Origin of the sequence: Algiphilus sp. (genome assembly GCF_023145115.1) — a bacterium.
GTDB lineage: Bacteria > Pseudomonadota > Gammaproteobacteria > Nevskiales > Nevskiaceae > Algiphilus.
Genome location: NZ_JAGLEJ010000022.1, coordinates 1 through 25220, shown reverse-complemented (window position 1 = coordinate 25220; position 25220 = coordinate 1). Strand labels below are relative to the sequence as shown.

The following is a 25220-nucleotide window of genomic DNA, read 5'->3' as shown; positions in this document are numbered from 1 at the left end:
GGTCAGATGCCGGCGACGTGCCGCGCGCGTGCGACGAGGACATGGACCATGCCGCCGAAGTCGCGATAGCGCGTGTTGGTGGTCTGACCCACCGCGTAGCGGTAGTAGATCTGCTGGGCGATGACCGCCAGCCGGAACAGGCCGAAGGCGATATAGAACTCGGGGTGGGGCACCGCGATGCCGGTCTGACGCTCGTAGAAGGCGAGGATGTCGTCCCGGCGCATCATCCCGGGGAGATTGGAGGGCTGCATGCGGATGGCTTCCAGCGCCGGATCGTCGCCGGCCTCGATCCAGTACGCCAGCGAGCAGCCCAGGTCGAGGAGGGGATCGCCGATGGTGCACATCTCCCAGTCGAGCACGCCGATGATGCGCAGCTCGTCGTCCGGGGAGAGCACGACGTTGTCGAAGCGGTAGTCGTTGTGGATCAGGCTGGCGCGGCCATCCTCGGCGCGCTGGTGCGCGTCCAGCCAGCTCATCACGTCATCGGCCTCCGGCGCATCCTCGGTCCGCGCGCGGCGGTAGCGCTCGTTCCAGCCGGCGATCTGCCGCGCCACATAGCCCTGGGGGCGTCCCAGATCCGCCAGGCCGGTGTCGGCCGGGGACAGCCGGTGGAGGTCGATCAGCGCTTGCCAGAAGCGCTCGCAGAGGCCGGCGGCGGCGCCGGCATCGAGGTGCATGCCGGCCGGAAGATCGCGGCGCAGGATGATGCCTTCGAGCTTCTCCATGACGTAGAAGGGCGCGCCGAGCACCGTCTCGTCCTCGCACTGCGCCAGCGGCCGCGGGACCGGGTAGTGCCCGTGCAGCCCGGACATGACCCGGAACTCGCGTCCCATGTCGTGGCCGGACCTGGGACGCGTCCCGAAGGGCGGGCGCCGCAGGATCAGCGTCCGCTCGCCGAAGTCGAGGGCATAGGTGATGTTGCTGGCGCCACCGGGATACTGCGCCACCCTCGGGGGCGTATCGGGCAGATGGTCGACGTGGTCACGCAGCCACGGCAGCAGTGCGTCGAGGTCGAGGGTGTCCTCTTCCCGCACGGCCTGCGGCTGGTCGACGAGGTGGCGGCTGTCTCCTCCCGTGTCGGCCGGCATGGCGGCTAGCGCGACGAGACGGAGCCCCCGGGCGGTGTCCCCGGTTCCGAGAAGATGCGGTCGAGCCGCTCCTCGTGGCTGGGGCCGGTATCGCTGGTGCCGTCCTCGGACAGCGCAATCGTCAGTCCGTAGTGGACGCCGATGGCACCGACCCCGATGGCGGCGACCACCACGACCGAGCGTACGATTGTGTTCCCCATGCTCCTCCCTCCTGTGTGATTCCGGACGCGGGTGCGACGGGCGGCAAGCAACCCGTACGCTGAGCAGCGATAATAACGCGCATGGCCGGCGCTGCTGGCGCCGGGTCAAGCCTCTTCCACCAACGCGATGCCGCCATTGAGCGACCACCACGCCAGCGAGATCGATCCGCCCCGGGCGCCGTACCGCGCCCAGGCGCGCGCCGAGCTGCCCACGCCGTTCGCGACCTTCACCCTGTCGGTCTACACCGACGACGACGACAAGGAGCATCTCGCGATCACGCTGGGCGACGTTGCCGAGTGCCGGGAGCCGGCGCCGCTGCTGCGCATCCATTCCGAGTGCCTGACCGGGGATGCGCTGTTCTCGCTGCGCTGCGACTGCGGCTTCCAGCTCGAGCACGCGCTCCAGCGGATCGCCGTCGAGGGCCGCGGGGCGCTGCTCTACCTGCGCCAGGAAGGCCGCGGCATCGGCCTCGCCAACAAGATCCGCGCCTATGCGCTGCAGGATCAGGGTCACGACACGGTGGAGGCCAATGTCCGGCTCGGCTTTCCGGCGGATGCGCGCAACTACGACATCGCACTCGCCATACTCGCCGACCTGGGCATGGCCCGGGTCCGCCTCATGACCAACAACCCGCGCAAGATCAAGGCGCTGAACGATGCCGGCATCGAAGTGGTGGAGCGCGTGCCCATCGAGTGCGGCCGCAACCCGCACAACGAGAGCTACCTGACCACGAAGGCCGGGCGGCTCGGTCATCTCATGCGTACGCCGGAATCGGGCTGAGCGCATCGCCATGGGTGCTGAGAAACGCAGGCGCGGCGTCGGCATCGTCGGCGAGCTCGGATCGCTGACCGTCCAGACCTACCGGCTCTCGCGCTCCTTCTCGCCGCTGGTGCGGCTGCTCGCGCACGAGCACGATGTCACGCGCGACGAGCTGTCGGCGGCGGTCGACACCATCTTCGAGGGGCTCTATGCGCACCCGGCGACCCGCTCGGTGGAGCGCATCACGCAGCACCTGCGCGCGCGCCGCCTGATCCCGGACGAGCAGTCCACCGAGGATCTCATCCGCTTCGTGGTCGACCAGCTGCTGCAGCGCAGCCCGGTGCCGGTGCCCCAGGCCCTGGTCGACGAGTTCTGGCAGTTCTTCGAGGAGCTGTTCTCCAGCGAGGAGATCAAGGGACTCGGCGAGATGTCCCTCGACATGGTGCGGCTGGTCATCACCACCTACGAGCCGCTGCTCACCGAGGTCATCAACATCCTGAAGGCGGGACGGCGCTTCAACCAGTGGCAGATCCAGGAGCTGCTGCGCCGGGCCGCCACGGTGCGCGAGGACATCGCCATCGTGCGCCGCCAGTTGCGGGCGCTGCGCTGGGTGCGCCCCTTCTTCCAGGCCGATCCGAAGGATTTCCACCAGCAGGCCCAGATCGTGGTCGCGATGGTGCGCGAGTTCGGGCCCTTCTTCATCAAGATGGCCCAGGTCGCCGCGGCCAATGCCGATTTCCTGCCCGAGGAGATCGCGCGCGAACTGTCGGTCTTCCACGAGGATGTACCGCCGATGACCCCGGAGGAGGTCAACGAGGCCTTCCTGGAGAGCTTCGGCAAGCTGCCCGCCGATCTCTACATGGGGTTCGACGCCGAGAAGCCTCTGCGTTCGGGCTCCATCGGCTCGGTCTATCTGGCCAAGAAGCCCTTCGTCGAGAACGGGATGGAGGTCCTGCGCCCGATCATCGTGAAGGTCGGCCGCCACAACATCGACCGCGAGTTCGCCATCGGCAAGCTGGTGATCGGGCTGGCTATCCTGTCGAGCCAGTACTGGGCGCCGCATTCGAAGCTGGCGCCCTTCCTGCGCGCGCTCCAGGAACAGGTCGACGAGTTCGTGGTCGGCTTCCTGCAGGAACTCGACTTCGAGGACGAGGCGCGCAACCAGATCCGTTTCCATGCCCGCGCCCGGGATACCGGGGTGTGGCGCGTGCCTGCGCTGTACGGTGCATCGCGACGGGTCCTGGAGATGGAGTTCCTGTCGGACGGCGACAGCCTGCTGCGCGCGCTGCGCCGGCAGACACCATCGGCCCGCAAGCGCTTCCGCGCCCAGGTGGCGCAGCGACTGCTCTACACGATCCTGCACCACGCGCTGGTGTACAAGGAAATGCACGGGGATCTGCATCCCGGCAACATCATGATCGGCTCCGACAACGCCCTCTACCTCATCGACTGGGGCAACACGGTGCCGCTGACGGGCAAGTGGAATGCGGTGTGGGACTACGTGTCCGGCGCGTGCCTGGCCGACGTCGACCTGCTCACCGACGCGCTCATCCGCATCAGCACCGCGCCCGAGGCCAACGCCGCGCGTCGCGCCGAGATCCGGGCGCTGCTGGCGGAAACGCTCGCCAAGCGCGGCATCAAGCCGCTCGGCGCACGCAATCTGGTGCGGGAGCTGCGCCACGGCGGTCTGGCGTCGCTGCACCGGCGCGGGCAGGCGATCCTCCACCTGATCTCGAACACGCAGCATCTCGGGCTGGTGGTGCGTGGTGACTACACCCATCTCTCCCGCGCGCTGATGGCTGCCGCGGGCAGCTTCGGATCACTCTACGAGGGCGTGCCGCGGCGCAGGATGCTCCGCGACCTCGCGGGCAGCGTGCTGCGCCTGCCTTTGCTCTACTCGCGCGATCGCGTGCGCAACGAGGTGCGCGACCTCCGGCGGCGGCTGGCGCTGCAGCCGGCCGCCCGTCCCGCCGCGGCGCTCGAGGTGCTGCCGCGCGACCGGCCCGAGGCGCTCTCCGCGCCGGCGGAGATGCCGAAGCACGGACAGCACGGGCGATGAGCGGCGCCTACGCGCTGGCGCGACCGCTGCTCTATGCGCTCGACGCCGAGCGCGCGCACTGGCTGACCGTGCGCGCGCTGGCCGCGGCGCCCGCTCTGGCGGGATGGGTCGGGGAGCGGGTCGAGGACCCGGTCGCGTTGTTCGGGTTGTCCTTCGGCAATCGGGTGGGGCTCGCCGCCGGTGCCGACAAGGACGCGCTCGCGGTGCGCGGCTTCGCCGGGCTCGGGTTCGGATTCGTCGAGGTCGGCACGCTCACCCCGAGGGCGCAGGGCGGCAATCCGCGGCCGCGCGTCTTCCGCGCGGTCCGGCAGGGCGCGGTCATCAACCGGCTCGGCTTCAACAACGGTGGCATCGACGCGGCCATGGCCCGTCTGCGGAGCCGGCCCGAAGGTCTCGTGGTCGGGGTCAACATCGGCAAGAACCGGGACACCGCAGCGGCGGATGCCGCCGACGACTACCGGTACTGCCTGCAACGGGCGCACGATGTCGCCGACTACATCACCGTCAACATCTCCTCGCCGAACACGCCCGGTCTGCGCGACCTGCAGCAGGACGATGCGCTGATGGCGCTGCTCGGTGCCATTGCCGAGGAGCGCGCGCGGCTGGCGGATGCGCAGGGGCGGCGGACACCGGTGCTGCTCAAGCTCGCCCCCGACCTGACCGACGATGCCATCGCCTCGCTGGCAGCGACGGCGCGCGAGCACGGCATCGACGGGCTGATCGCCACCAATACCACGGTCACCCGGCCGGAGGGCCTGCCGGCCGCCTTCGCCGATCAGGCCGGTGGGCTTTCCGGACGGCCGCTGGCCCCGCTTGCGGGGCACGTCATGCGCACCCTGCGGCGGGCCTGCGGCCCGGACTATCCGCTCGTCGGGGTCGGCGGCATCGACAGTCCCGAAGCCGCCCGGCAACGCATCGCGGACGGCGCCGACCTCATCCAGTTGTACACCGGCCTGGTGTACGAGGGGCCGTCGCTGCCGGCGCGCCTGGCCGGGGCGGTCCGCGACGGGGCGCGTTCCTAGCTGGTGCTCGCCGTTCCGAGCGGGCACAATGCACTGCAACAATATCAGGGAGAGAGAGTTCCGCATGACGACAAGCAGAATCCTTGCGAGTCTCGCACTGTGCGCGCTTGCCGGCTCGGCATACGCGGTCAGCAGCAAGTACGAGGACAGCCCCTATGCCGCCGGCTTCGGCAGCTACACCATCGTCGACGGCGAGCGTCAGTGGGATGACGACTTCGGCTACCAGGTGACCTTCGGGCTGCCGCTGTCCTGGGAGGACACGGCGCTGGAGCTCTCGTTCTTCAATGGCGCCTTCGAGCGCGACATCGACGGCGAGGATGACTACCACGCCGGCATCACGGTCGATCTCGTCCGCGATTTCGGCGGCATCAGCTTCCTCTCGCGCACCGACGTGACGCCGTACGCGCTCGCCGGCATCGGCGCTGTGCGTGACGACGTGCAGGGTGACGACGAGATCCGGCCGATGGCCAATGTGGGCGGCGGTGCCCTGTTCGGCCTGCCGGTATGGGGCATGGGTCTGCGCACCGAGTTCCGTCTCATCGGTCAGCACGAGTCGCTGTCCGCGCCGGGGGCCAGTCTGCTGCTCGACTACCGCTTCCTGGTCGGTCTGCAGCTGCCGCTTTCGCCGTTGTTCGCTTCCGGCGAAGCGCCGGTCGAACCGCTGCCCGAGGAGGAGGCCTGCGAGGTCGCCGTGGTCGATCCGGTCACTGGCCGCACCGACTGCCGCAACGATTCCGACGACGACGGCGTCGACGACACCATGGATCAGTGCCCCGGCACCGAGCCCGGCGTCACCGTCGACGAGGCCGGCTGCCCGCCGGTCACCGGCGGCGAGGACAGCGACGGCGACGGGGTCATGGACGCCGACGATCAGTGCCCGGACACCTTCACGGGCGTGACCGTCAACACCGCCGGCTGTGCCGAACCGCAGCCGCTGGTCCTGCCGACGCTGACGTTCCATTACGACACAGCGCGCCTGACCGGTGGCGCGCAGGGCGTGCTCGACGAGGTGGCGGCGATGCTCCGCGGCCAGCAGGATCTCACCATCGAGATCATCGGGCACACCGACAGCCGCGGGGACGACGGCTACAACCAGCGCCTCTCCGAGGAGCGTGCCGCAGCGGTGAAGACGCGCCTGCAGGGGCTGGGTATCGCGGCTGCCCGCATGAGCACGACCGGCCGCGGCGAGAGCCAGCCGGTGGCCAGCAACGAGACCGAGGAAGGCCGTGCCGCCAATCGCCGCGTGACCTTCTGGCTCTACCTCGAGTAGGCGGTCGGGCAATCGATGCACCGTCGGGGCGGTCCCATCGGGCCGCCCCGCTTCGTTACGCCTTCGGAGACATTCCCATGAATCGCGCACAGCGGCAGGACGCACCGACACCGGCATCGCCGTGCACCGGGGTGTGCACGCTGGACGCGGCCGGTCGCTGCTGCATCGGCTGCCTGCGGACGGGTGACGAGATCATGGAGTGGCCGGCGGCGGACGCCGCCCGCCGGCACGAGATCCTGCGCGCGATCGCGCACCGCCGGCTGCAGGCGGGACCGGCGGCCAACGGCAGCGGAGAGGTGCAATGACGCAGCCGGCGGCGGTACCGCACCGCGTGCGCATTCCGGTGCGGTGGGGTGACATGGACGCGCTCGGCCACGTCAACAACGCGCGCTTCTTCACCTACGACGAGGACGTGCGCCTGGGCTTCTTCTCCGAGCTCATGGCCGGCGACAAGCAGTTCTGGACCGAGTACGGCCTCATCCTGGCCCACATCGCGTGCGACTTCGTGGCGCAGCTGCGCGCGCCCACCGAGCTCGACGTGCACTATGGCCTCAGCCGGATCGGCGGCAAGAGCTTCGAGACGCGCGCCCTCATGCACGATGGCGACACGCTGGTCGCCCGCACCCGGGCGGTCGTGGTCTGGTACGACTACCGCCAGCAGTCCACGCTGGCCATCCCGGACGGCGTGCGCGCGCGGCTGCAGCCCTACCTCCTGCCGGCAGAAGAGGCCTCAACCTAGGCGCGGCCGCGTCTCTCGGCCGCTGGCGGCGAACCGCCGTTCCGGCGCCGGAACGGCGGCCTGCCGGTTCAGATGTCGCGCGCCTGATCCGCCGCGTTGCCGACGTAGTCCGCGGGTGTCATGGCCAGCAACCGGTCGCGCGCCTCGACCGGGATGTCGAGCCCGTTGATGAACTCGCGCAGCGCGTCGCGCTCGATGCGGCGCCCGCGGGTCAGCCGCTTGAGCTGCTCGTAGGGCTCGGGCAGGCCGTAGCGCCGCATGACCGTCTGCACCGCCTCACCGAGGACCTCCCAGTTGTCGTCGAGTTCGCGGCCGAGACGCCAGGCATCGGCCTCGAGCTTGCCGGTGCCCTTCATGATCGACTCGTAGGCGAGCACACCGTGGGCGACGCCGACGCCGATGTTGCGCAGCACGGTCGAATCGGTGAGGTCGCGCTGCCAGCGCGAAACCGGCAGCTTGCCCGCAAGGTGATCGAGAATGGCGTTGGCCATGCCCAGGTTGCCCTCGGCGTTCTCGAAATCGATGGGATTGACCTTGTGCGGCATGGTCGAACTGCCGACCTCGCCGTCCACCATGCGCTGGCGGAAATAGCCCAGCGAGACATAGCCCCAGACGTCGCGGCAGAAGTCGATCAGGACGGTATTGGCGCGCATGAGGGCGTGGAAGTACTCGGCCATGAAGTCGTGCGGCTCGATCTGGGTGGTCGCCGGAGTCGGCGACAGCCCGAGCCCTTCGATGAAGCGCGCCGAGAAATCCGGCCAGTCGACGTCCGGGTAGGCCGCCATGTGCGCGTTCCAGTTGCCGGTGGCGCCGTTGAGCTTGCCCATGATGCGCACGTCCGCCAGCTGTTCGCGCTGACGGGCGAGGCGGTGCACGAATACCGCCAGCTCCTTGCCGAGGGTGGTCGGCGATGCGGGCTGGCCGTGCGTGCGCGACAGCATGGGCTGCTCGGCGTACATGCGACCGAGCTCGGCGATGCGCGCGGTGAGGTTCTCCAGCCCCGGCAGCAGCACGCGTTCGCGGCACTCGCGCAGCATGAGCGCGTAGGCGAGGTTGTTGATGTCCTCCGATGTGCACGCGAAGTGCATGAATTCCTTGACCTTCGACAGCTCCTCGTGGGCGCCGATGCGCTCCTTGAGGTAGTACTCCACCGCCTTCACGTCGTGATTGGTGGTCTGCTCGATCTGCTTGACGCGCTGCGCCTCGTCGATGTCGAAGTTCTCGGCGATCTGCTCGAGCCGGTCCTGCGCCGAGGTCGACAGCGGCGTCACCTCCGGAATCGCGTCGGAGGCGGCGAGCGCTTCCAGCCAGCGGATCTCGACCAGCACGCGGAAGCGGATCAGTCCGTACTCGGAACAGATTTCGCGCAGTTCCCAGGTCTTGTCGGCATAGCGGCCGTCGACCGGTGAGAGCGCGGAGAGCGAAGTCAATTGCATCAGGGAATCCCGGGTCGGGGCGGCGTGGATGGGGTGGCCGCCAGTGTCGTCGGCGCGCATTTTAAGGCACGCTCGTCCCGGAGCCGAGCAACCGACGACAGGAGTGCCAGCATGGCCGAGATGCGCACCCGCACCGAGCACGACTCGATGGGCCCGGTGGCGGTTCCCGAGAACGCTCTCTGGGGCGCCCAGACACAGCGCGCCATCGACAACTTCCAGTTCTCGGAGCTGCGATTCCCGCGCGCCTTCCTGCGCGCGCTGGGCCTGGTCAAGGCGTCGGCGGCGCACGCCAACCGCGAGCTCGGCGTGCTGGGAGCGCCGGTGGCCGATGCGGTCGCGGCCGCCGCCGAGCGCGTCGCGGCCGGCGAGGTCGACGACGCCTTCGCGGTGGATGTCTTCCAGACGGGGTCGGGCACCTCCACCAACATGAACGCCAACGAGGTGATCGCGCGCCTCGCCAGCGATGCCAGCGGGCAGACCGTCCACCCCAACGATCACGTCAACGCCAGCCAGTCGTCCAACGACGTCATCCCGACCACCATTCACGTGGCGGCGCTGCTGGCCGTCGAGGAGGCGTTGCTGCCCGCGCTGACATCCCTGGGGCAGGGCATCCGGACGCGCGCCGGCACGCTCGCCGAGCACGTCAAGACCGGTCGCACCCACCTGATGGATGCCATGCCGGTGCGGCTGGACCAGGAAGCCGGCGCCTGGGCCACGCAGATCGAGCTGTCCGCCGAGCGCCTGCGCGCGACCCTGCCGCGACTGTGCGAGCTGGCGCAGGGCGGCACCGCGGTGGGCAGCGGCGTCAACGCGCCCGAGGGTTTCGCCAAGGCGTTCTGCGAGGCGCTGTCGGAGCGCACCGGGCAGTCGTTCACGCCGGCGCGCGACACCTTCGCGGCGCTGGCGTGCCAGGACACCGCCGTGGAGCTGTCCGGCCAGCTGCGGGCGCTGGCGGTGGCACAGATGAAGATCGCCAACGATCTGCGCTGGATGAACTCGGGGCCGCTCGCCGGCCTCGGCGAGATCGCGCTGCCCGCGATTCAGCCCGGGTCGTCGATCATGCCCGGCAAGGTCAACCCGGTGCTCCCCGAGGCGGTGTGCATGGTGGCTGCCCAGGTGATGGGCAACGACGTCACCGTCGGCGTGGCGGGGCAGTCCGGCAGCTTCCAGCTCAACGTCATGCTGCCGGTGATCGCCTACAACCTGCTGCAGTCGATCGCGCTGCAGGCCGCCGCCTGCGAGGCGCTGGAGCCGGTGATCGCGGGTTTCGAGGTGCGCGCGGAGACCCTGGTGCGCGCGCTGGAGCGCAATCCCATCCTGGTCACCGCGCTCAACCGCGAGATCGGCTACGACAAGGGCGCGGCAATCGCCAAGCGCGCCTACGCCGAGGGCCGGAACGTGCTCGATGTCGCGCTCGAGGACAGTGGATTGTCCGAGGAGCGCCTGCGCGAGCTGCTCGATCCGCGCGGCCTGACCGGGTAGGCGGAAGACGAATCGGCTAGCATGTCGCGCCCGGTCCATAGCCCTTTCCCGCAATGACCACGATCCGCCAGGACGACTTCATCGAGTCGATCGCCGACGCCTTCCAGTACATCAGCTACTACCACCCCCTGGACTACATCCAGGCGCTGGGCGCGGCCTACGAGCGCGAGGAATCGCCGGCGGCGAAGGACGCCATCGCGCAGATCCTCACCAACTCGCGCATGTGCGCCGAGGGGCGCCGGCCGATCTGCCAGGACACCGGCATCGCACTGGTCTTCCTGAAGGTCGGCATGAACGTGCGGTGGGACAGCACGATGTCGGTGCAGGCGATGGTCGACGAGGGCGTGCGGCGCGCCTACGGCAACCCGGACAACGTGCTCCGCGCCTCCGTGCTCGCGGATCCCGCGGGCAAGCGCCAGAACACGAAGGACAACACACCGGCGGTGGTGCACTACGAGATCGTGCCCGGCGACGGGCTCGAGGTGATCTGCGCGGCGAAGGGGGGCGGTTCGGAGGCCAAGAGCAAGCTCGTCATGCTCAATCCGTCCGACTCCATCGTCGACTGGGTCCTGAAGACGGTGCCCACGATGGGGGCGGGCTGGTGCCCGCCCGGCATCCTCGGCATCGGCATCGGCGGCACGCCCGAGAAGGCGGCGCTGCTCGCCAAGGAATCGATCATGGCGCCGGTGGACATCCAGGAGCTGATCGCGCGCGGCCCGCAGAACCGCCTCGAGGAGCTGCGCCTGGAGCTCTACGAGAAGGTCAACGCGCTGGGCATCGGCGCGCAGGGCCTGGGCGGGCTGACCACGGTGCTGGACGTCAAGATCCTCGACTATCCGACGCACGCCGCCAATCTGCCGGTCGCGATGATCCCGAACTGCGCCGCCACCCGCCACGTACACTTTCACCTCGACGGAAGCGGTGCGGCCCATCTGCCGGCGCCGAAGCTCGAGGACTGGCCCGACGTCACCTGGCAGGCCGATACCGAGGTCGCCACCCGGGTCGACCTCGACGCGCTCACGCCCGAGGAGGTCGCGAGCTGGAAGCCCGGGCAGACGCTGCTGCTCAACGGGAAGATGCTCACCGGCCGCGACGCCGCGCACAAGCGCATCGCCGACATGCTCGCGCGCGGCGAGCCGCTGCCGGTGGATTTCACCAACCGCGTGATCTACTACGTCGGTCCGGTCGATCCGGTGCGCGACGAGGCCGTCGGTCCGGCCGGGCCGACCACGGCCACGCGCATGGACAAGTTCACCGAGACCATGCTGTCGCAGACCGGGCTCATCGCGATGGTCGGCAAGGCCGAGCGCGGTCCGCAGGCCATCGAGGCCATCCGCGCGCACGGCTCCGCCTACCTGATGGCGGTAGGCGGTGCGGCCTATCTGGTCTCCAAGGCCATCCGCTCGGCGAAGGTGGTCGGATTCGAGGATCTGGGCATGGAAGCCATCTACGAGTTCGAGGTCACCGACATGCCGGTGACGGTGGCGGTCGACGCATCCGGCGAATCGGTCCACCGGACCGGTCCCGCGCAGTGGCAGGCCCGCATCGGCAAGATCCCGGTCGTGACCGACTGATCCCCCGGAGATGCTCGTGCTACGCAGCTTCCGTTTGCTGAGCCTTGTCGGATTCCTGGCCTGCGCCGGCGCCATGGCCTTCGCGCTCTGGCTGGAGCACTTCGGCGGTCTCGAACCGTGCCCGATGTGCATCTTCCAGCGTATCGCCATGATCGCGGCCGGGGTCGTGTTCCTGGTCGCGGCGCTGCACGGACCCGGCGCAGCCGGGCGCTGGGTCTACGCGCTGCTGGTATGGCTGACGGCCGGCGCCGGCGCGGTGATCGCGGGGCGCCATGTCTGGCTGCAGAGTCTGCCGGAGGATCAGGTACCGGCCTGCGGACCCACCCTCGACTTCCTGGTCGATGCGCTTCCCATCTGGGAGGTCGTGACCACGGTGCTGAGCGGCGACGGCAACTGCGCGATCATCGACTGGTCCTGGATGGGGCTGTCGCTGCCCGCCTGGACGCTGGTGGGTTTCGTGGCGCTCATGATCTGGGCGCTGCTCGCCGCGATCCTGCCCCGGCCCACGACCACCGTCTGATCCCTATCACCCGCAACGGAACGCCTGCCATGTCCTACGCCACCACCGATCTCTCCGACGCGCACCCCGAAGCCGCGGTCCTGGAACCGCTCTTCCTCGACTTCGGCGGCAACATCGATTTCCACGGACCGGCGCACACCCTCAAGATCCACGAGGACAACACGCTGGTGCGTGCTGCGCTGGAGCAGCCCGGCGAGGGCAAGGTGCTCGTGGTCGACGGCGGCGGGAGCATGCGCTGTGCACTGCTGGGGGACCAGCTCGCCGAACTCGGCGTCAAGAACGGCTGGGCCGGCGTGATCGTCTACGGCTGCATCCGGGATTCGGCGGCCATCGAGGAAATGGCCATCGGCGTCAAGGCGCTCGCGACGCACCCGCGCAAGTCGGAGAAGCGGGGCGCCGGCATCGAGAGCATCGCCGTGCATTTCGGTGGCGCAACCATCCACCCGGGCGACATGGTGTACTGCGATTCGGACGGCGTGCTGGTCTCCCGCGAGCCCCTCAGCGCCTGACATCCGCCGAATTGCTGCAGTGCGATTGCACGCCCTGCGGCCGTCGGGTATATTCGCGCCCCCTTCGAAAGCGCGCCTCTGAAGGCCGCCGTCGGGGAGGCCTCCGTCAGCTCGGCCGTCGCGGAGCGCTGCCGGCTGCCGGGTGTGTCGACGCACCGAGGATCAGCCTACAGGTTCGCCGACGCCGCACGCCATCGCATACCTCAACTGAAGGACTTTCAACCCTATGAGCATGTCCCGCGAAGAGCAGATCAAGCAACTCGAGAACGACTGGGCGAACAATTCGCGCTGGAAGGGCGTCAAGCGCCCGTATTCCGCCGCCGACGTCGTCCGGCTGCGGGGCTCGGTGCAGCCCGAGTACACCATCGCCCGTCAGGGCGCCGAGAAGCTCTGGAACCTGGTCAACGGCGGCGCCAAGAAGGGTTATGTGAACAGCTTCGGCGCGATCTCCGCCGGACAGGCCATGCAGCAGGCCAAGGCCGGCCTCGAGGCCGTCTACCTCTCGGGCTGGCAGGTCGCCGCCGACGGCAACACTTCCGAGACCATGTACCCGGACCAGTCGCTGTACGCCTACGACTCGGTGCCGACCATGGTCCGCCGCATCAACAACACCTTCAAGCGCGCCGACGAGATCCAGTGGAAGAAGCTGTGCGACGGCGAAATGGACGAGAAGGAAGCCATCGACTACTTCCTGCCCATCGTCGCTGACGCGGAAGCCGGCTTCGGCGGCGTGCTGAACGGCTTCGAGCTGATGAAGAACATGATCCAGAACGGTGCCGCGGGCGTGCACTACGAGGATCAGCTGGCGGCGGTCAAGAAGTGCGGCCACATGGGCGGCAAGGTGCTCGTGCCGACCAAGGAAGCCATCGAGAAGCTGGTCGCGGCCCGTCTGGCCGCCGACGTCTGCGGCGTGCCGACCATCGTGCTCGCGCGCACCGACGCCGAGGCCGCCAACCTGATCACCTCGGACCACGACGCCAACGACGCGCCGTTCCTCACCGGTCAGCGCACCGCCGAGGGCTTCTACCGCGTCAAGAACGGCCTCGAGCAGGCGATTTCCCGCGGCGTGGCCTACGCGCCCTTCGCCGACCTCGTCTGGTGCGAGACCGGCACCCCGGATCTCGGCTTCGCCAAGGAGTTCGCCGACGCCGTCCGCAAGGAGAACCCTGGTCAGCTGCTGGCCTACAACTGCTCGCCGTCGTTCAACTGGAAGAAGAACCTCGACGACAAGACCATCGCGAAGTTCCAGGAAGAGCTGGCCAGCTACGGCTACAAGTACCAGTTCATCACCCTCGCGGGTATCCACATCAACTGGTACAACACCTTCCAGTTCGCGTACAACTACGCGCGCGGCGAGGGCATGAAGCACTACACCGACATGGTGCAGCAGCCCGAGTTCGCGGCCCGCGAGAAGGGCTACACCTTCGTGTCGCACCAGCAGGAAGTGGGCGCCGGCTACTTCGACGACGTCACCACCGTGATCCAGGGCGGTGCCTCGTCGGTGACCGCGCTGACCGGCTCGACCGAGGAAGAGCAGTTCGGCTGATCGCGTCGCGATCGCTGGACGAAGGAAGGGGCCCGGCATTGCCGGGCCCTTTTCGTTGGGCGGTGGCTCAGCGCTGCGTGTCCGGTATGCGCTCGGCGTCGTCGAGGGACTGGATGAACTGGCGCTCGCGGTAGAAGCGCGCCACCACGCTGAACACGATGCCCGCGGTCAGCACCATCCAGGCGAAGAAGTAGAAGTAGTCGGCGCCGGTCATGCGGTAGGTGCTGACGCGGGTATCCGCGGAGAAGGTGCCGCGCGTGACCAGCGGCTCCTGCTGCACGGTCTTCAGCGCCACCGTGCCGGCGCCGCTGTCGACCGCCGAAACCAGGTAGGTGCCGCCCAGCGGCCGCGTGCTGCCGTCGTCCGCGACGACCTCCACGCCCGTGGCGCCGACGATGTCGATCCGCTGCGACGGCTCGAAGCGGGCGATGTCCTCGAAGCGCAGGCGGGTGGGGTCGCCGGCAATCATGGCGGTCGGCGCCAGCGGCTCCTGGATCTGCTTGTTGACCACGGTGGTGATGACGTTGCCCACCGACACCGACAGCAGGTAGAAGGCAACGATGAAGGACTTCATCGCGTTGGGCGCCTGCGTGTAGGCGAATTCCAGCGCCGTGATCGAGACCATGACCTCGGCCGCCGTGATGACCACGTAGGCCAGGAACTGCCAGCCGATCGACACCGTCTCGCCGTCCGCCATGCGGCCCTCGGCCCAGCCGACGATGAAGAAGGACACCGAGGTCAGCATCAGGCCGGCCGCGATCTTGCCCAGCGACGGCGTTCCCACGTAGCGCCTCAGGAAGGGATAGAGCAGGAAGGTGAACAGCGGCGTCAGCGTGAGGATCAGGACCGGGTTGGCGGCCTGGATCTGGCTGGGCAGCAGCTCGATGGTGGTGAAGCCCAGGTTGATGGTCTTGTCCATCAGCCCGTTCTGCGCCTGGATCACCCAGGTCGAGGCGGTTTGATCGAACAATGACCAGAAGAAGGCGACGAAGCCGAAGTAGATGACCGCCAGCACGCCGATCGCGCGCAGGCCCTGCGGGCTCTTCAGCTCGGCGAGGAAGCGCTGCCGGAAGGGCTTGATGGCAATGAACTCGCGTCGCCCGGCCCAGAACACGAAGGTGGCCAGGAACATCAGCGCCCCGGGCGTGCCGAAGGCGACCTGCGGACCGACGGTCTCCAGCAGCACCGGCGTCAGCAGGGTCGAGACGAAGGCGCCGAGATTGATCGACAGATAGAAGTAGCTGTAGACGCGTTCCAGCATGTGCGCCTGGTGCGGCTGGAACTGGTCGCCGACGTGCGCCGAGACGCACGGCTTGATGCCGCCGGAGCCCATCGCGATGAGGCCCAGCCCGAGCGCCAGCCCCTCGCGCGACTCGTTGAGGGCCAGCACCACGTGGCCGGCGCAGTAGACCAGCGACAGCAGGATGATGGTGCGGTACTTGCCGAGGAAGATGTCCGACAGCAGTGCCCCGACGAAGGGGGTCGCGTAGACCGCGATGCTGAACTGGTGGTACCAGATCGTGGCCTCGGACTGCGAGAAGGCCAGGTACTGGGTCATGAACACCACCAGGATGGCGCGCATGCCGTAGTACGAGAAGCGCTCGGCGAGCTCGTTGCCGATGATGTACGGGATGCCCGGGGGCATGCGTTGGCTGCTCCGCATCGTCATTCGGCCTTCTTGCTGTGGTGGCGCGCGACCAGTAGCCGCGCAAGAGTCGTGCCGCCGTGCCGCGAGGATCGCGACGATCCGATTCTGTCATGAAGGCGTCAGGTTGGGGGGAGACGCCCCCGCAAAGCGAAAGGCCCGGCAGAGCCGGGCCTTTCGGGGTATTGCGTGACGCTGAGGGCGATCAGACCGCGATCTCGCCGCCGTCGTCGCGGGTGATGACGATGGTCGCCGAGCGCGGCAGCACGCCGGCCTGACCCGCCTGGGTGGCGTCGCGCGACGGGTTCGGCCAGTTGCCCTCGCCATTCTCGCCGGGGTGCTGGACGTTGACGAACAGGGTCCGGTTGTCCGGCGTGGCGGTGATGCCGGTGATCTCGCAGCCGGTCGGCCCGACCAGGAAGCGCCGCAGCTGGTTGTCGGCGGCGGGGCGGCCCACGAAGGTGCCCTGCGTCTGCGACTGACCCTCGAGGGTGCTGGTGATGGCGATGCCGTCGCCGTCGCCCACGGCGCCCGGATTGCATACCAGCATCTGGTTGTTGGTCCGGTCGCCCAGCGAGCTGTCGTCGGTCTGGATCCAGAGCAGGCCGCGATCGTCGAACCAGAGACCGTCCGGGCTGGCGAAGTCGTTGTCATCGTCCAGGCCGGAGATGTTGACGCTGCCCGCATCGGCGGTGGCGGACGCACCGAAGGCGAAGATGTCCCACTGGAAGCCGGTGGCCGCGCTGCGCGAGCCGTTCTCGCGCCAGCGGATGATGTGGCCGTTGACGTTGCCGGTGCGGCCGTTCTCGTCCTCGTAGGTGCGCGGATTGGCGCCATCGAGGGCATCCAGCGAGCGGATGCTGTCGTTGTTGTTGGTGAGCGTCATGTAGACCTCGCGGTTGCGCGGATTCACCGCGCCCCATTCGGGGCGGTCCATGCGCGTGGCACCCACCACGTCGGCGGCCAGGCGCGTGCCCACCAGCACTGCGGCGAGCGAATCGAAGGGATAGGGCGTGGTGCCGGCATCGAGGCCATTGGACCCCGGCTCCAGGGCCACCCACACGCCGGTGCCGTCCTCGTTGAAGCGGCACACGTAGAGCGTGCCCTCGTCGAGGTACTTGTCGCCGGCACCGGGATCGGTGGCGTCGGCCGGGTCCCAGTTCTCGGCGGACACGAACTTGTAGATGTACTCGCCGCGCGAGTCGTCTCCCATGTACAGGACCACGGGCTCGCCCGCGATGGCCGGGGCCGCCCAGGCACCCTCGTGACCGAAGCGGCCGAGCGCAGTACGCTTGTTCGGCGTCGAGTCGGGATCGAAGGGATTGATCTCGACGATCCAGCCGAAGGTGTTGGTCTCGTTGGCGAAGGCGTTGCCGGCGACCGTCTCGGTGATATCGAAGCGCGTGTACACCGAGTCGCCCGGGACCGTGTCCCAGGAGCGGTACGAGAAGCCGGTGGAATCCGGGCCGATGCCGTAGCGCGCCAGGTTGGCGTTGTCGGCGTCGCTGCGCAGCGCCACGTCGTCATCGCGCCGGAAGTAGCTGAACCAGTTCTCTTCGCAGGTGAGGTAGGTGCCCCACGGCGTGTAGCCATTGGCGCAGTTGTTGAGCGTGCCGCGCGTGCGCGTGCCGTTCGGCGAGTAGCCGGTCCTGACGAGATCGCTGCCGCGCACCGGGCCGGTGATCTCCATCGGCGTGAAGCCGGTGATGCGGCGATTGAAGGGCGAGTCCTGCACGACCTCCCAGACGCCGCCGTTGCTGCGCACCTCGATCACGCTGACCCCGTGCGCGTTCATCTCGTTGTCGACCTCGGCCCTGGCGCGCGCGTCCGGCGAGCGCGTGGTGCCCTGGTGCAGGCCGTTGCCGCCGTCGCGCTCGACATCGAGCTGCTCGTGGTTCATGCACAGCAGGCCGCGGTCGGCGCGGCCCGGGTCCCAGGTGCCGTCGTCGGACAGGCCGAAATAGGTCATGCCGTCATGCTGGTCACCGGCCCGCTTGTCGAAGTCGCCCTGCGTGCCGTCGTTGGTGAAGGCGGCCACGCCGGCGGCGATGGGATCGCCCATGGCGTAAAGCACGGCGGCGCTGTAGCCGGCGGGCAGGGTGACGCGATCCTCGAGGGACTTCGGCACCGCTTCGAAACCCAGCGTGCCCCCCGAGCCGTTGTCATCGCTGCAGCCGACCAGCGCCAGGGTGGCGACGGCGCCGGTGGCGGACGCACCTCCGGCGATGAAGCCGCGGCGCGTGGTGCGATGGCCGAGCACCTCGGCGATGTGCGGATTGCTGCTCGGATTATGGTCTTCTACGGGATGATGTCCCATGGCTGCGGCCTCTGCGGGTTGTGGAAAAATCTCAAGCCGGCAAAGTTAGGTGCCGACCGTGGCGGTACCGTGATCGCTGCGTGACCGCAGCGTGACGGTGCCCGGCAGTGCGACAGCCGGCGCCGGGCTTTGGCGCTACCATGCTCGATCAGCCGCGGAGCGTTCCCATGATCACGATCATTCTCGTTGACGATCACCGCCTGGTCCGGGCCGGTCTGCGGCGGGTCGTCTCCGAGCAGCCCGACATGGAGGTGCTCGCCGAGGCGGCATCCGGCGAGGAGGCGATCGACGCCGTGCGCGCCCAGGAGCCCGACGTCATGCTGCTCGACGTCAACATGCCGGGACTGGGCGGTCTGGAGGCGACACGCCGGATCCACCAGCGCTTTCCGGACGTCAAGATCATCGGCGTGTCGATGCACATCGACGAGCCCTATCCGTCGCGCCTGCTCGCCGCCGGCGCCGTGGGCTACATCGGCAAGGATTCCGCGGCCGACGAAGTGGTCGCTGCCATCCGGCGCGTGCACGCCGGCGCTCACTACGTGGCATCGGCCGTGGCCGGCAATCTGGCGGCGCACCTGTCGCGCGGCGCCAATGCCTTGCCGTTCGACGCGCTGTCGCAGCGCGAGCTGCAGGTCATGTACATGCTGACCCAGGGCCTCGGCACGCAGGCGATCTCCGACCGCCTCTGCCTGAGTCCGAAGACGGTGAGCACCTACCGCTACCGGCTGTTCGAGAAGCTGGGCGTGCACAACGATGTCGAGCTGACACGGCTCGCCATGCGCTACGACATGCTCGACGACATGCAGGGGGCCGACAACGCCCGATGAGCGCGGAAGGCTTCGACAGCCGGGCCTACCTCGCGCAGCTCACCACCGCCCCCGGCGTCTACCGCATGTACGACGCCGACGGCGCGCTGCTGTACGTGGGCAAGGCGCGCAATCTGCGCAAACGCGTGGGCAGCTACTTCCTGCGCGCCTCGGGCAATCCGCGCATCGAGGCGATGGTCGACCAGATCGCGCGCGTCGAGGTCACCGTCACGCACAGCGAGGACGAGGCGCTGCTGCTCGAGGCCATCCTCATCAAGGAGCAGCATCCGCGCTACAACATCCTCTACCGCGACGACAAGAGCTACCCCTACGTGCGGTTCAGCGCGCACACCTATCCGCGCATCAGCTTCTTTCGGGGGCGCCGGAACCGGCAGGACCGCTTCTTCGGGCCGTTCCCCTCGGCATCGTCGGTGCGCGAGACCCTCGACACGCTGCAGCGCCTGTTCCAGCTCCGGCCCTGCCGGGACAGCTACTTCAACAACCGCACGCGCCCCTGTCTCCAGCACCAGATCAAACGTTGCTCCGCGCCCTGTGTCGCGCGCATCAGCGAGGCCGATTACGAGCGCGACGTGCGCCGGGCGATGCAGCTGCTGAACGGTCGGTCCGACGCCCTCATGCAGGAGCTGCAGCAGGAAATGGAGCGGGCGTCGGCGGAGCTGGCCTTCGAGCGGGCGGCCCGGCTGCGCGACCAGATCGCGGCGCTGAAGCGCGTGCAGCAGCATCGCGGCGTGGACGCCGGCAGCAAGAACACCGACGTGGTCGCGCTGGCGCCGCACGCCGGGGTCAGCGCCCTGGTCGTGATGTCGGTGCGCGACGGGCTGAATCTCGGCCACCGCAGCTTCTTCCCGAAGCATCCGGCCGACACCGCGCCGGCCGAGCTGATGGAGAGCTTCCTGTCGCAGCACTACGCCGAGCACGCACCGGCGCGCGAGATCCTGGTCAGTCATCCGGTCTCCGAGGAAGCCGGGCTGGCGGCCGCGCTCAGCGCGCGTCTCGGCCACAACGTCGCCATCCGGACGCCGCAGCGCGGCTTCAAGAGGCGGCTGCTCGAGATGGCCGCGAACACGGCCGCGCAGGCGCTGTCGACGCATCTCACCGAGGCCGCGAGCATGGACGAGCGCCTGGTCGAGCTCGCGGACCGGCTCGAGCTGCCGGCGCCGCCGCAGCGCATCGAGTGCTTCGATATCTCGCACACGGGCGGCGAGGGGACCGTGGCCTCCTGCGTGGTCTTCGACCAGGGCGGGGCGGCGCGCACGGCCTATCGGCGCTACAACATCGCCGACATCACGCCGGGCGACGACTACGCCGCGCTGGCGCAGGCGGTGCGCCGGCGCTTCCGGCCCGGAAAGGCCGACGAGACGGTGGTGCCCGACCTGCTGCTCATCGACGGCGGCAAGGGGCAGGTGAGCGGCGTGCACGAGGTGCTCGTCGAGGTCGGACTCGGCGAGATGCCGGTGTTCGGCGTCGCCAAGGGCGTCACGCGCAAGCCCGGCCTCGAGGTCCTGGTCCGGCCGGATAGTGACCGGGAGCTGCGCCTGCCGCCGGATTCGCCGGCGCTGCATCTCATCCAGCAGGTGCGCGACGAGGCGCACCGCTTCGCCATCACCGGGCACCGCGCCAAGCGCGGCAAGGCGCGCACGCAATCGCGCCTGGACGGCATCGAGGGACTGGGGCCGACGCGCCGGCGCGCGCTGCTCCAGCATTTCGGCGGTGTCGCCCAGGTCAAGGCGGCCAGCGTCGAGGCCATTGCCCAGGTCAACGGCATCAGCCGAACGCTCGCGCAGCGCATCCACGACCAGCTTCGCTGAGCGCCGCGGCGCGCAGCGAAGCCGCCGTGCACGGCATACACTGGCACGCCCCAATGCCCGCACCCGGATTCCGTGCAACTGACCCTGCCGCTGCTTCTGACCCTCGGTCGCGTGGCCGCCATCCCGGTGGTCATGGTGCTGTTCTTTCTGCCGCTGCCGCACGCCCGTCAGGCCGCCATGGTGGTTTTCGTCGCCGCCAGCATCACCGACTGGCTGGACGGCTGGCTGGCGCGGCGCTGGCAGCAGGAGAGCCGCTTCGGCGCCTTCCTGGACCCGGTCGCGGACAAGCTGTTGGTGGCGGTGGCGCTGATCCTGCTGCTCTATGATCGTCCCGGCATGCTGCTGGCGCTGCTGACGGCGGTGATCATCGGCCGCGAGATCGCGGTTTCGGCGCTGCGCGAGTGGATGGCCGAGCTCGGCACGCGGGCGCGCGTGGCGGTGAGCTGGCTGGGCAAGCTCAAGACCGGCTTCCAGATGACCGCCATCGCGATGATGCTGTGGTCGTCGACGACCTTCGGCATCCCGTTCTACGCCGTGGGATACGCGCTGCTGATCGTGGCGGCGGTGCTGACGCTGCAATCGATGGTGGCCTACCTGCGTGCCGCGTGGCCCGACATGCACGAACAGAGCGATCCCGGCTCTTGACACCGCGACGCGGCGTCATAGAATACGCGCCTGCTTTGCGGGAATAGCTCAGTTGGTAGAGCGCAACCTTGCCAAGGTTGAGGTCGCCGGTTCGAGCCCGGTTTCCCGCTCCATTACGGCTAACCCCGGCCCCGCCGGGGTTTTTGCTTTCAGCGCCATGCGCGGCTCGGTGGCAGAGTGGTGATGCAGCGGACTGCAAATCCGCGTACGTCGGTTCAATTCCGGCCCGAGCCTCCAGAATCCCCGGTGAATGAGCATTACGCCATACTGGGCATCCGCCCGCCCGAGTGGCGAAACTGGTAGACGCACGGGACTTAAAATCCTGTGGCCGCAAGGCCGTGTCGGTTCGAGTCCGACCTCGGGCACCACGGCGTCGACACGCGCTACGCACCACCGCGGTCCGTGATCGCCGCCGCATGAGCGCCTCCGGAGAGCCACCAGCCACGCGCGTCGCGACCGGTCGCGGAATCCGCGTCTGCCGCGGACTGCGCACGCTGCTCGACGGCGTCGATCTGCACGTGGACGCCGGGGAAGTCCTGCATCTTGTGGGGCCGAACGGCTGCGGCAAGACCACGCTCCTCGAAACCCTGGCGGGCCTGTTCGAGGCCGAGGCCGGCGAGCTCGATCTGCCGCCCATGCACGCGAGCATCTGGATCGGCCACCGCCACGGTTTCGCCCCCGAGCTCGATGCGCGCACCAATCTCGCGCTCTGGTGCCGCCTGCAGGGCGGGGATGCCGGCCGTATCGCCGACGCCATGCAGCACTGGCGCGTGCCGCGTGCCCGCAATCGCGCGCTCGGCGCCCTCAGTGCCGGGCAGCAGCAGCGCACCGCGCTGGCGACGCTGTCGCTGAAGCCGACGGCACGCCTGTGGATGCTCGATGAACCCATCGCGGCACTGGACCGTCACGCCGTGCCCTTGCTGGTAGCCGCCATCGCGGCGTTCTGCAGCGCGGGCGGTGCGGTCATCCTGACCACGCATCAACCGCTCGACGGACTCACGGTGCGGGTCCAGGAGCTCGCCCGATGAGCGCGGCCGCGGGCGCCATCCTCCAGCGCGAATGGCTGCTGATGCGGCAGCGCGGCGCCGCCTGGATGCAGCCGCTGGTGTTCTTCGCCGTGGTGGTCACGGCCTTCGTGCTGGGCGCTGAGCCCGGCGCGCAGTGGCTCGATGCGGCGGCGCCGTCGGTGGTCTGGGTGGCGCTCCTTCTGGCGCTCATCGTCGGCAACGAGCGCAGCTTCCGCGACGATGTCCGCAGCGGCTTCCTGCAGCAGATGGTGCGCAGCGATGCACCGCTGGCGCTGTTGATGCTGGCGAAGCTGGTGGCGCAGTGGCTGTTCGTCGCGCTGCCGCTGGTGGTGGTGGCGCCGATCGGCATGCTCGGACTCGGCATGGGCGGCGATCAGGCGCTGCTGCTGTTCGTGACGCTGCTTCTGGGATCGCCGGCGGTGTCGACGATCACCGGCCTGGGCGCTGCGCTGACCGCGAGCCTGCCACGCGCCGGTCTGCTGCTGCCATTGTGCGTACTGCCGTTGTGCCTTCCGGTCATCATCTTCGGCAGCGGGGCTGTGCGGGCCTTCGAAGCGGGACTCGGGGTCGCCGGACCCTTATACTTCCTGTCCAGCGTATCGCTGCTCTGCCTCTGCGCATTGCCCTTCGCGAGCGCCTCCGCCGCCAAACTGCAAGCGACATGAGCTGGAGCTGGTTCCACAAACTGGGGTCGCCGCCGCACTTCGACGACCGCGCGCGCCGCTGGGCGCCGTGGCTCGAGATCGGCGCCTTGCTGCTGCTCGCCTACGGGCTGATCGGCGGGCTCGTGCTCGCCCCGCCGGATTACCAGCAGGGCGAGGTCTACCGCATCATCTACGTGCATGTGCCCGCCGCCTGGCTGTCGCTGTTCCTGTACTCCGGAATGGCCGTGTCCGCCATCGTGGTGCTGGTCTGGCGCATGAAGCTCGCCGAGTGCGCGCTGGTCGCGCTGGCGCCGGTGGGCGCGAGCTTTACCGCGCTGGCGCTCGTTACCGGCATGATCTGGGGCAAGCCGACCTGGGGCGCCTACTGGGTGTGGGACGCCCGCCTGACCTCGGAGCTGGTGCTGCTCTTCCTCTATCTCGGGGTCATCGCCCTGCAGGGCGCCATGCTCGACGCGCGCAAGGGCGCCCGTGCAGCCGCGCTGCTGGCGGTGGCCGGCTGGGTGAACGTGCCCATCGTCCACTATTCGGTGGAGTGGTGGAACAGCCTGCACCAGACCGCGAGCATCGCGCGCATCGGCAAGCCGTCGCTGGATGCCAGCATGCTCTGGCCGCTGCTGGCGATGGCTCTGGGACTGACACTGTTCAGCGCCGCCAACGTGCTGCGACGGATGCGGGCGGAGAACCTGCGCCGGAACGCACGGCAGCGCTGGGCGCGCGAACGTGTGGAGGCGGCGCGTGTCTGAATGGCTGGCCATGGGTGGCTATGGTCTCTACGTGTGGTCGAGCTTCGCGGCCACGCTGGGGGTCGTGGTGTGGAACGCGTTCGCGGCACGACAGCAGCGACTGCGCGCCCGCAACGAGGTGGAGGAGATCTGGGATGAAGATGACGGCGCGTAGACAGCGCATGGCGTGGATCGCGATCCTGGTGCTGGGCGTGGCGCTCGCCGCCGTGCTCGGTTCCGCGGCGTTCCGCGAGAACCTGATGTACTTCCATACGCCGAGCGATATCGCGGCCGGGGCCATCCCGCAGGGCGCGAGCTTCCGTCTCGGCGGGCTGGTGACCGAGAACAGCGTCGAGCGCGACCCCGATTCGCTGCGCGTGGCGTTCCGGCTCGCCGATTGCGAGAACGAGGTGCCGGTGGTCTACGAGGGCATCCTGCCCGACCTGTTCCGCGAGGGGCAGGGCATCGTCACCACCGGCAGCATCGACGGCGAAGGCCGGTTCGTGGCGGAGCAGGTGCTCGCCAAGCACGACGAGAACTACATGCCGCCGGACCTGGCCGAGGCGCTCGACGACGGTACCGGCCACAGCTGCGAGCCGTTCAAGGCGGTTCGCGCGGCGTCCGCTTCCTGATGCTGGCCGCGATCGGGGAAATCGCGCTCGCGGCCGCGGTCTGCGTATGCGTTCTGCAGGTGCTGTTCGCGGTGCGGGCGGCGCGCGGCCCGGCCGGCTCGCTCGATCACGGGCTGCTGCGCGGCATGGTGAGCGCGCAGCTGGCGCTGATCCTGGTGACCTATGTCGCGCTCTCGCTGCTGTTCGCGCGCGACGCCTACGCGGTGCAGTTCGTCGCCGAGAACAGTCACGCCGATCTGCCGCTGATCTACAAGCTCACCGCCGTGTGGGGCGGGCACGAAGGCAGCCTGCTGCTGTGGATGACCATGCTCGCGGGCTGGACCTGGGTGGTGGCGCACCGCAGCGCGCGACTGCCCGCGCACACCGCGGCCACCGTGCTCGGCGTGCTGGGTTTCGTCTCGCTGGGCTTCCTCACCTTCACGCTGTGGACCTCGAACCCCTTCGACCTGCAGTTTCCGGCGCCGCGCGACGGTCAGGATCTGAACCCGCTGCTGCAGGATCCCGGCATGGTCATCCATCCGCCGCTGCTCTACATGGGTTACGTGGGCTTCGCAGTGGCATTCGCCTTCGCGGTCACCGCGCTCATCGAGGGCCGGCTGGACAGCGAATGGGCGCGCTGGACGCGGCCGTGGACCACTGCCGCGTGGAGCTTCCTGACCGCCGGCATCGCGCTGGGCTCGTGGTGGGCGTATCACGAGCTCGGCTGGGGTGGCTGGTGGTTCTGGG

Annotated in this window: 25 protein-coding genes and 3 tRNA genes; 23 read left to right on the top strand and 5 right to left on the bottom strand. The window is 68.9% G+C overall.

From position 1 onward, the window contains the following. Positions 1–2: 2 nt before the first annotated feature. Together KAH28_RS07745 and KAH28_RS07740 are read right to left on the bottom strand one after the other, a co-directional pair. The gene (locus tag KAH28_RS07745; protein WP_290575413.1) at positions 3–1088 is read right to left on the bottom strand and encodes a phosphotransferase family protein; all 1086 of its coding nucleotides are present in this window, start codon (positions 1086–1088) and stop codon (positions 3–5) included. Between the two features lie 5 nt (positions 1089–1093). Continuing rightward, positions 1094–1288: a hypothetical protein gene (locus KAH28_RS07740; protein ID WP_290575412.1), complete on the bottom strand. Its 195-nt coding sequence runs from the start codon at positions 1286–1288 to the stop codon at positions 1094–1096. Between the two features lie 160 nt (positions 1289–1448). On the opposite strand from KAH28_RS07740, the gene ribA reads away from it, so the two are divergent. The 6 genes from ribA (at position 1449) to KAH28_RS07710 (ending at position 7138) form a co-directional block, all read left to right on the top strand. Further along, positions 1449–2069, top strand: a complete 621-nt coding sequence (gene ribA / locus KAH28_RS07735) for a GTP cyclohydrolase II (protein WP_366918150.1) — start codon at positions 1449–1451, stop codon at positions 2067–2069. Positions 2070–2079: 10 nt separating this feature from the next. Continuing rightward, positions 2080–4107 carry an AarF/ABC1/UbiB kinase family protein gene (locus tag KAH28_RS07730; protein ID WP_290575410.1) on the top strand — a complete coding sequence of 676 codons (2028 nt, stop codon included), beginning with the start codon at positions 2080–2082 and terminating at the stop codon, positions 4105–4107. After that, a complete protein-coding gene (locus tag KAH28_RS07725; protein ID WP_290575409.1) occupies positions 4104–5129 on the top strand; it encodes a quinone-dependent dihydroorotate dehydrogenase in 1026 nt (341 codons plus the stop codon). Before KAH28_RS07730 ends, KAH28_RS07725 begins: the two co-directional genes overlap by 4 nt. A gap of 64 nt (positions 5130–5193) precedes the next feature. Continuing rightward, a complete protein-coding gene (locus KAH28_RS07720) occupies positions 5194–6399 on the top strand; it encodes an OmpA family protein (RefSeq protein ID WP_290575408.1) in 1206 nt (401 codons plus the stop codon). Between the two features lie 77 nt (positions 6400–6476). Next, on the top strand, positions 6477–6704 hold the full coding sequence (locus KAH28_RS07715; protein WP_290575407.1) for a DUF1289 domain-containing protein: 228 nt from the start codon (positions 6477–6479) through the stop codon (positions 6702–6704). Continuing rightward, complete coding sequence (locus tag KAH28_RS07710) at positions 6701–7138, top strand: thioesterase family protein (RefSeq protein WP_290575406.1); 438 nt, start codon at positions 6701–6703, stop codon at positions 7136–7138. The genes KAH28_RS07715 and KAH28_RS07710 overlap by 4 nt, the downstream gene beginning before the upstream one ends. Before the next feature lie 68 nt (positions 7139–7206). Here KAH28_RS07710 and purB read toward each other — a convergent pair whose 3' ends face one another. After that, positions 7207–8574 (bottom strand): adenylosuccinate lyase, encoded by a 1368-nt coding sequence (gene purB, locus KAH28_RS07705; protein ID WP_290575405.1) that lies wholly within the window; start codon positions 8572–8574, stop codon positions 7207–7209. Positions 8575–8685: 111 nt separating this feature from the next. Here purB and KAH28_RS07700 point away from each other — a divergent pair, with 111 nt between their 5' ends. The 5 genes from KAH28_RS07700 to aceA all read left to right on the top strand — a co-directional run bounded on the left by KAH28_RS07700 (position 8686) and on the right by aceA (position 14205). After that, positions 8686–10056, top strand: a complete 1371-nt coding sequence (locus tag KAH28_RS07700; RefSeq protein WP_290575404.1) for a class II fumarate hydratase — start codon at positions 8686–8688, stop codon at positions 10054–10056. A gap of 53 nt (positions 10057–10109) precedes the next feature. After that, positions 10110–11630 carry a fumarate hydratase gene (locus tag KAH28_RS07695; RefSeq protein ID WP_290575403.1) on the top strand — a complete coding sequence of 507 codons (1521 nt, stop codon included), beginning with the start codon at positions 10110–10112 and terminating at the stop codon, positions 11628–11630. 10 nt (positions 11631–11640) lie between these two features. Continuing rightward, positions 11641–12150 (top strand): disulfide bond formation protein B, encoded by a 510-nt coding sequence (locus KAH28_RS07690; protein WP_290575402.1) that lies wholly within the window; start codon positions 11641–11643, stop codon positions 12148–12150. Positions 12151–12179: 29 nt separating this feature from the next. Beyond that, positions 12180–12659 carry a ribonuclease E activity regulator RraA gene (gene rraA / locus KAH28_RS07685; protein ID WP_290575401.1) on the top strand — a complete coding sequence of 160 codons (480 nt, stop codon included), beginning with the start codon at positions 12180–12182 and terminating at the stop codon, positions 12657–12659. 232 nt (positions 12660–12891) lie between these two features. Then, a complete protein-coding gene (gene aceA / locus KAH28_RS07680) occupies positions 12892–14205 on the top strand; it encodes an isocitrate lyase (RefSeq protein WP_366918149.1) in 1314 nt (437 codons plus the stop codon). Between the two features lie 67 nt (positions 14206–14272). Here the strand turns inward: aceA and KAH28_RS07675 are convergent, their stop codons facing one another. Further along, complete coding sequence (locus KAH28_RS07675) at positions 14273–15850, bottom strand: POT family MFS transporter (RefSeq protein ID WP_290575399.1); 1578 nt, start codon at positions 15848–15850, stop codon at positions 14273–14275. Positions 15851–16055: 205 nt separating this feature from the next. Further along, positions 16056–18167, bottom strand: a complete 2112-nt coding sequence (locus tag KAH28_RS07670; protein ID WP_290575398.1) for a PhoX family phosphatase — start codon at positions 18165–18167, stop codon at positions 16056–16058. Between the two features lie 167 nt (positions 18168–18334). On the opposite strand from KAH28_RS07670, the gene KAH28_RS07665 reads away from it, so the two are divergent. From KAH28_RS07665 to ccsA, 12 genes are all read left to right on the top strand, one after another. Next, positions 18335–18994, top strand: coding sequence for a response regulator (locus tag KAH28_RS07665; RefSeq protein ID WP_290575397.1), 660 nt, complete (start codon positions 18335–18337; stop codon positions 18992–18994). After that, positions 18991–20802, top strand: coding sequence for an excinuclease ABC subunit UvrC (gene uvrC / locus KAH28_RS07660; RefSeq protein ID WP_290575396.1), 1812 nt, complete (start codon positions 18991–18993; stop codon positions 20800–20802). The genes KAH28_RS07665 and uvrC overlap by 4 nt, the downstream gene beginning before the upstream one ends. Positions 20803–20874: 72 nt before the next feature. Continuing rightward, on the top strand, positions 20875–21447 hold the full coding sequence (gene pgsA / locus KAH28_RS07655) for a CDP-diacylglycerol--glycerol-3-phosphate 3-phosphatidyltransferase (protein ID WP_290575395.1): 573 nt from the start codon (positions 20875–20877) through the stop codon (positions 21445–21447). Between the two features lie 37 nt (positions 21448–21484). Further along, positions 21485–21560 (top strand) — tRNA-Gly (locus tag KAH28_RS07650). 50 nt (positions 21561–21610) lie between these two features. Then, a tRNA-Cys gene (locus KAH28_RS07645) sits at positions 21611–21684 on the top strand. A gap of 44 nt (positions 21685–21728) precedes the next feature. After that, a tRNA-Leu gene (locus tag KAH28_RS07640) sits at positions 21729–21815 on the top strand. 48 nt (positions 21816–21863) lie between these two features. Beyond that, complete coding sequence (ccmA, locus tag KAH28_RS07635; protein WP_290575394.1) at positions 21864–22475, top strand: heme ABC exporter ATP-binding protein CcmA; 612 nt, start codon at positions 21864–21866, stop codon at positions 22473–22475. Further along, a complete protein-coding gene (gene ccmB, locus KAH28_RS07630) occupies positions 22472–23140 on the top strand; it encodes a heme exporter protein CcmB (protein ID WP_290575393.1) in 669 nt (222 codons plus the stop codon). The genes ccmA and ccmB overlap by 4 nt, the downstream gene beginning before the upstream one ends. Further along, a complete protein-coding gene (locus KAH28_RS07625; protein WP_290575392.1) occupies positions 23137–23883 on the top strand; it encodes a heme ABC transporter permease in 747 nt (248 codons plus the stop codon). Before ccmB ends, KAH28_RS07625 begins: the two co-directional genes overlap by 4 nt. Beyond that, the gene (ccmD, locus tag KAH28_RS07620) at positions 23876–24037 is read left to right on the top strand and encodes a heme exporter protein CcmD (protein WP_290575391.1); all 162 of its coding nucleotides are present in this window, start codon (positions 23876–23878) and stop codon (positions 24035–24037) included. The genes KAH28_RS07625 and ccmD overlap by 8 nt, the downstream gene beginning before the upstream one ends. Beyond that, positions 24024–24494: a cytochrome c maturation protein CcmE gene (gene ccmE, locus KAH28_RS07615; RefSeq protein ID WP_366918148.1), complete on the top strand. Its 471-nt coding sequence runs from the start codon at positions 24024–24026 to the stop codon at positions 24492–24494. The genes ccmD and ccmE overlap by 14 nt, the downstream gene beginning before the upstream one ends. Then, positions 24494–25220 (top strand): cytochrome c biogenesis protein CcsA (ccsA, locus tag KAH28_RS07610; protein WP_290575389.1); only part of this gene is annotated, 727 nt, incomplete at its 3' end. The genes ccmE and ccsA, both read left to right, overlap by 1 nt.

Excerpts from the sequence above, each read along its gene's own strand:
- KAH28_RS07745 (WP_290575413.1), bottom strand. The coding sequence starts at position 1,088 with ATGCCGGCCGACACGGGAGGAGACAGCCGCCACCTCGTCGACCAGCCG.
- KAH28_RS07740 (WP_290575412.1), bottom strand. The coding sequence starts at position 1,288 with ATGGGGAACACAATCGTACGCTCGGTCGTGGTGGTCGCCGCCATCGGG.
- KAH28_RS07730 (WP_290575410.1), top strand. The coding sequence starts at position 2,080 with ATGGGTGCTGAGAAACGCAGGCGCGGCGTCGGCATCGTCGGCGAGCTC.
- KAH28_RS07725 (WP_290575409.1), top strand. The coding sequence starts at position 4,104 with ATGAGCGGCGCCTACGCGCTGGCGCGACCGCTGCTCTATGCGCTCGAC.
- KAH28_RS07720 (WP_290575408.1), top strand. The coding sequence starts at position 5,194 with ATGACGACAAGCAGAATCCTTGCGAGTCTCGCACTGTGCGCGCTTGCC.
- KAH28_RS07715 (WP_290575407.1), top strand. The coding sequence starts at position 6,477 with ATGAATCGCGCACAGCGGCAGGACGCACCGACACCGGCATCGCCGTGC.
- KAH28_RS07710 (WP_290575406.1), top strand. The coding sequence starts at position 6,701 with ATGACGCAGCCGGCGGCGGTACCGCACCGCGTGCGCATTCCGGTGCGG.
- purB (WP_290575405.1), bottom strand. The coding sequence starts at position 8,574 with ATGCAATTGACTTCGCTCTCCGCGCTCTCACCGGTCGACGGCCGCTAT.
- KAH28_RS07700 (WP_290575404.1), top strand. The coding sequence starts at position 8,686 with ATGGCCGAGATGCGCACCCGCACCGAGCACGACTCGATGGGCCCGGTG.
- KAH28_RS07695 (WP_290575403.1), top strand. The coding sequence starts at position 10,110 with ATGACCACGATCCGCCAGGACGACTTCATCGAGTCGATCGCCGACGCC.
- KAH28_RS07690 (WP_290575402.1), top strand. The coding sequence starts at position 11,641 with ATGCTCGTGCTACGCAGCTTCCGTTTGCTGAGCCTTGTCGGATTCCTG.
- rraA (WP_290575401.1), top strand. The coding sequence starts at position 12,180 with ATGTCCTACGCCACCACCGATCTCTCCGACGCGCACCCCGAAGCCGCG.
- aceA (WP_366918149.1), top strand. The coding sequence starts at position 12,892 with ATGTCCCGCGAAGAGCAGATCAAGCAACTCGAGAACGACTGGGCGAAC.
- KAH28_RS07675 (WP_290575399.1), bottom strand. The coding sequence starts at position 15,850 with ATGCCCCCGGGCATCCCGTACATCATCGGCAACGAGCTCGCCGAGCGC.
- KAH28_RS07670 (WP_290575398.1), bottom strand. The coding sequence starts at position 18,167 with ATGGGACATCATCCCGTAGAAGACCATAATCCGAGCAGCAATCCGCAC.
- KAH28_RS07665 (WP_290575397.1), top strand. The coding sequence starts at position 18,335 with ATGATCACGATCATTCTCGTTGACGATCACCGCCTGGTCCGGGCCGGT.
- uvrC (WP_290575396.1), top strand. The coding sequence starts at position 18,991 with ATGAGCGCGGAAGGCTTCGACAGCCGGGCCTACCTCGCGCAGCTCACC.
- ccmA (WP_290575394.1), top strand. The coding sequence starts at position 21,864 with ATGAGCGCCTCCGGAGAGCCACCAGCCACGCGCGTCGCGACCGGTCGC.
- ccmB (WP_290575393.1), top strand. The coding sequence starts at position 22,472 with ATGAGCGCGGCCGCGGGCGCCATCCTCCAGCGCGAATGGCTGCTGATG.
- KAH28_RS07625 (WP_290575392.1), top strand. The coding sequence starts at position 23,137 with ATGAGCTGGAGCTGGTTCCACAAACTGGGGTCGCCGCCGCACTTCGAC.
- ccmE (WP_366918148.1), top strand. The coding sequence starts at position 24,024 with ATGACGGCGCGTAGACAGCGCATGGCGTGGATCGCGATCCTGGTGCTG.